The sequence below is a fragment of the Sulfurovum sp. bin170 genome (assembly GCF_010892395.1).
Classification (GTDB): domain Bacteria; phylum Campylobacterota; class Campylobacteria; order Campylobacterales; family Sulfurovaceae; genus UBA1140.
This window is the reverse complement of record NZ_JAACKB010000405.1, coordinates 1-5,224: the sequence shown is the minus strand read 5'-3', so window position 1 is coordinate 5,224 and position 5,224 is coordinate 1. Positions and strand designations below refer to the sequence as shown.

Annotated in this window: 4 protein-coding genes; 2 read left to right on the top strand and 2 right to left on the bottom strand. The window is 32.0% G+C overall.

From position 1 onward, the window contains the following. The first annotated feature begins 149 nt into the window (after window positions 1-149). Window positions 150-830, top strand: a complete 681-nt coding sequence (locus GSY74_RS09635) for a response regulator transcription factor (RefSeq protein ID WP_164664891.1) — start codon at window positions 150-152, stop codon at window positions 828-830. Beyond that, a complete protein-coding gene (locus tag GSY74_RS09630; RefSeq protein WP_164664890.1) occupies window positions 823-2,244 on the top strand; it encodes a sensor histidine kinase in 1,422 nt (473 codons plus the stop codon). The genes GSY74_RS09635 and GSY74_RS09630 overlap by 8 nt, the downstream gene beginning before the upstream one ends. On the opposite strand, the gene GSY74_RS09625 is transcribed toward GSY74_RS09630, so the two are convergent. Beyond that, window positions 2,241-3,698: a hypothetical protein gene (locus tag GSY74_RS09625; RefSeq protein WP_164664889.1), complete on the bottom strand. Its 1,458-nt coding sequence runs from the start codon at window positions 3,696-3,698 to the stop codon at window positions 2,241-2,243. The genes GSY74_RS09630 and GSY74_RS09625 overlap by 4 nt on opposite strands. Further along, on the bottom strand, window positions 3,699-5,114 hold the full coding sequence (locus GSY74_RS09620) for a hypothetical protein (protein ID WP_164664888.1): 1,416 nt from the start codon (window positions 5,112-5,114) through the stop codon (window positions 3,699-3,701). Between the last annotated feature and the right edge of the window lie 110 nt (window positions 5,115-5,224).

Genomic DNA, 5,224 nt, shown 5'->3' with positions numbered 1-5,224 from the left:
TCGAATAAAAATCTAAAGATAAAATTTGTCATAAAAAATTCATAAAAATTGTCTATAATAGCTCTTTAATTTGATTTTAAAAACTATTAAATAAAATATAAACATAATATGTCCTATTAATAGAGTATTATTTAACAGAAGGATTTCATATGTCAAAAAAATTAAATTACTCTCTTCTCTATGTTGAAGATGAGGATTATATTCGTGAGGTGGTTGTCGAGTATCTTGAAGAGTTTTTCTCTACTATATATGAGGCTTCTAATGGAAAAGAGGCTTTGGAGATTTACTACGATAAACAACCAGATATTGTTATCACTGATATACGAATGCCAAAGATGAATGGTTTAACTTTTGCAAGAAAACTTAGAGAGAGAGATAAGAGTACACCCATTGTGATTACAACAACCTATGCTACGACAGAGTATCTGCTTGATGCTGTGGAGTTGAATCTGATTAAATATCTTCTCAAACCGATTGAAGAGGAGCGTCTTTTGGAGGCGATTAACCTCTGTGTGCATCAGATAGAGGAGAGTAGTCCATCTGTTGTAAATCTTAATTCACAATATAAGTATGATACCTATAATCAGACGCTAACTTTGGATGGAAAGATAGTTCCTTTTACTATGTCTCAAAGAAAGTTACTTGATATTCTAATTAAAAATAGACATCGTGCTGTATCTTATCAAGAGATAGAGGGTTATATCTGGGGGCGTGGAGAGATGAGTGAGTCTGCTCTTCGCTCTTTGGTTCATACTATACGAAGAGTAATCTCTAAAGATACTATACAGAATATCTCTAAGATAGGATACAAGATAAAACTTTATGAGTAACCCACTTAAGCTAAAACTCTCTCTTATCTCTCTACTCTTTATAGTCTCACTTTTTTTTTATAAAGAGCTTTTTTCAGTATATAGAGGAGCTATTCATCAGTTTGGGCAGATAGACATTATTATAGCATCCATCTGTTTTGGGGTCATCATCTCTGCAACTATATACAACCTATCTCTCTATCTATTCACTAAGCATAAGATACATCTATATTACGCTTTTGCTCAAATCTTTTCTCTTTTTTTTCTTATTAATTTAGATAGCCTTTTTATAGCACCTTTTGACGAGATATTTGGACTCAAAAGTTTTATGCTTTTCAATATGTCTCAGATATTTATGCTTATCTTCTCTATCCTATTTTTGGAATCTTTTTTTAAAACTTATCAGATAAAAGCGTTAAAGAGGTTAACTAGAATCATTCTCTATCTTGCCCTCTTTGATATAATTCTTACGCTCATATTCTCACACAGTATTATAACAACTTTGATACCTATATTTATCCCAATATGGTTAATTTTAAGTGAGGCATTTCGTCTTGCCAACAAAAGAGATCTTCCTTTCTGTTTTATTATGATAGGTTGGGGGATTGTACTTTTCACGGTAGTATTTGAATACACAGGTCTTCTTGCTCTCACAGGTGTCACTTTTCCTTTTTTACATATATCAATAGCTTTGGAGTCCATTATACTCTCTCTTGCTATCGCCTATAAATTTAAACTCTTAGAAGAGGAGAAAAAAGAGCAACAGACACTTCTACTTCAACAGTCCAGACTTGCACATATGGGAGAGATGATTAGTATTATTGCCCACCAGTGGAAACAACCTCTAAATTTTATCTCTTTTGGATTGATGAATATAAAAAGGCAGTTAAAAGGTAATGATAAAGGTCTCTCTGCTATCGAAAAGATAAATAAACAGATACAGTATATGTCCTCAACCATAGAGGATTTTAGAAACTTCTACAATCCAACAAAAGAGAAAGATGATTTTTTAGTCTCTACTACTTGTGAAAAATCTATAATGATTGCGACAAACTCACTAGACCTTATTGATATATCACTCAATCTTGAAGTGGTCAAAGATTTCAAGCTCTATGGCAATCGAAATGAGTTTCAACAGGTTATTCTCAACATTATCAACAATGCAAAAGATGCTTTTGACTCCAGAGAGATTGAGGATGCGAAGATAGAGATTGTGGTTGATAGACCAATGGTTACGATAACTGATAATGCAGGGGGAATTGATAAAAAATATCTTGAGAAGATATTTACAATGTACTTTAGTACCAAAAAGGGCAGTGATGGGATTGGTCTCTATATCGTAAAAGTTATTGTTGAAAAAGAGTTGGGTGGAGAGATAGAGGTAGAGAGTGATAGTAGGGGGAGTAGTTTTATACTATCTTTTCCGACCATTTAATAAATTTTAGGTCTATCCTCATCTTTTACAACTTCAAATTCTTCAACTCTCTGCTCTAGAGATAGGTTCAAATCATCACTATATTTTGCACGAACTACCTGCAATGAATCCATTTTTTCATAAAAACTATCTGCATATGATGGAGCATACTCTTTGCCATAAATAAAACCATAAGCAATATCAACAACATCAACAATTATAAATGAAGCAACACTATGTTTTAACACATTTTTCATTGTTAGATCTGTAATATTCTGTTCAGGAGGAAGAAGAAAATACTCTCCATCTGTTAAGTTTTTATCATTATAAATATCAAGTTCTCTAAAATATAATTTATCAAAAGGATCAAATACCAACAGATTATTATTTGTAGACCAAGTTGATGTATCATCATACTCGCACTCATCACTAAATTTAGGACAGTATCTTGAGGCTTCATTTGTTCCATTATTATCAAAAACTTGCTGATAACCCTCAGCTATAAAATTAATATTCCATGAGACTATCTGATCATCTTTATAAAAAAACTCTGGATATATGTTAAGAAAATCCGTAACACAATATCCTCTCTCTTCTGAAATTTGTAAAGATGAATTTTTACGATATAAGCTTAAAATTTCATTTGTCTTATCTAAATCCATCATACTTATCTTTAACAGAAAATCACTGCTGTTATTCTCTCTGCTTAAGTCAAAAATATGTGACTTGCTCATAAAAGGTGCTTCAGTAAAAGAGAAGAAGCTTAGATGAGCATACTCTCCTCTATTGGGGATATTTTCATAATATAGTGTTGTTCTGTCACTACCTATTAAAGAGGAGTAAAAAATATTATAATTCTCTTTTGACCATTTTATCGTTCTAATATACGATTCTGACTTCGTTGTAGAGAAAAACATATTTTCAATATCTGTATTATCCATCATTAAAGAGTATTCATAGTTACTATTTTCATCATAGTGAACAAATTCAATTGAACCAAAATAGAGACTCTTTCCGATAAGATTTTCTGCATTTATATTTGATATTTTTTTTCTGCTAACAAATTCTGTAAGTTCATCAACTATCTGTTTATCAAACAAAAATTTAAGAGTCTCTTTAGGAATTTTACATACCTTGTTGAGAGAAATATCTTTACAATACTCCTCTATTTTATCCATAGCACGATTTGCAATAGAGATATTAAATTTCGTCTCATCAAATTGCTTCTCTATAGTCCAAGTTATTGGCTTAATATCTTTATAGTAATTCTCATCTTCTATTCTTTCGACAGTAGTTTTCTCTTGTTCCCCTAGATATTCTCTAAACTCATCATCTCCAATGGTTATCACTTTGGGTATCTCTACATCTATTTTTGTAGGTATTTGTATAGATATTTCAGTTTCAGATGGACTATCTCCTCCTCCACAACCAAAAAATGATAAAATAAGGAAAACTCCCACAAATATATTTCTCATCTACTCACTTCTCCACAGGCTAATTTGAGGTAAATCCTCATCTTTAATAACTTCAAAAAGCTCTCTACTTTTGTCACATAAAAGAGCATCTAAATTATCATTATATTTTGCATAAACTAACTCTAATTCTCCTAATTTATCCATAAAATTTATATCATAGAGAACCCCTTGTCTAGTCTCGTCTAGTATGGTAAATTCACCTACACGAAGTTCTAAAATCTGTTGAGCTGTCATCTCTGCAATATCATATCCTAAAGGTAAGAGAAAATACTCCCCCTCTTTCAGATTACCATCCACAATCTTAAGCTCCTCAAAATTGACCTCGGCAAGAGCATCAAAAATAGATTCATCCTCAGCATCACTATACCATGTTGAGCTATCATAGAGTTGACACTCGCTAGATTCTGTATCACAATAAGTGGTAGCAAGTAGCAGACCATCTCCATCAAAAACCTCTTCTCTATTGAGTTTTTTATAAGAGTTTAAAAGAGTATTGGTCTGAGTAAATTTCTGCACACCCATCTCTTTTGTAAGTTTAATAAAAGAGGAGACCTGCTCTATAGCATCTCCAAAATTTGTCTCTTGCGACTCTATACTATTTAGTTTCACTATTGCTGTATCATTCTCATCATATTGATTGGTCAAACTAAAGAGTCTATTGGTTGATGGATAGTCTGCATTCCCTATAGTTCTATCATTTAGGTGCATACTCTCCTCTAGCTCTGGCTTATTATAGTATTGCAGTGTCCACGGAAAATCCAAACCACTCTCATATTTGGTAGTGATAGATGAGAATATAGTGTTCGTATCTTCCGACCACTTAATCACTTGTATTATCTTGGGTGCTTTTTTTGTATCATAAAAAGCTATCCTACCATTCAGACTGCTCATATCCATCTGTAGTGAATATTGATATGTGCTATTCTCATCATGCCTCATAAACTCAACAATACCAAAAAAGAGTTCCTCACCTTTTAAACTCTTGGTATCGCCATACTCAAATACATTAGGAACAAGAAGTTTTAGTTTGTCCAACACCTCTTGTGTTACAATCAAAGATAGCGTTCCTTTTGGTATTGTACATATCTTTTCAAAAGTTACATCTTTACACTGTTTCTCAATATCAGCTATAATATGATTTCCCAAAAAGAGATTTGATTTTATCTCATTAACAACAGCTTCAACTTCAGATATATACTCTTTAACCTTCTCATACCTTGTAGCATCTCCTTCTATTCTAGGTACTTTTATCTTCTCTATTTTTTTGCTATTGCTCACTTCACTTAATGCCTCTGGCATATCTACACTGATTTTCTCAGGTATCTGTAGCCCCTTTTCATCTTTTTTTGGTTGACTCATTAAGCCACAGCCTACATAGATAAAAAGTATAAATATTAAAACTAATTTATGTATCATGAAAATCCCCTCTTATAGTTTAATAATAAACTATATTATAACATTTCCCCTCATAAATAAATTTATTTTTTAAGTTTATTGTTATAAGTTTTTTGAGGTTGTAACTTATT

What these genes read in the sequence shown, in the direction of transcription:
- GSY74_RS09630 (WP_164664890.1), top strand. Translation starts at nt 823, where the DNA reads ATGAGTAACCCACTTAAGCTAAAACTCTCTCTTATCTCTCTACTCTTT.
- GSY74_RS09625 (WP_164664889.1), bottom strand. Translation starts at nt 3,698, where the DNA reads ATGAGAAATATATTTGTGGGAGTTTTCCTTATTTTATCATTTTTTGGT.
- GSY74_RS09620 (WP_164664888.1), bottom strand. Translation starts at nt 5,114, where the DNA reads ATGATACATAAATTAGTTTTAATATTTATACTTTTTATCTATGTAGGC.
- GSY74_RS09635 (WP_164664891.1), top strand. Translation starts at nt 150, where the DNA reads ATGTCAAAAAAATTAAATTACTCTCTTCTCTATGTTGAAGATGAGGAT.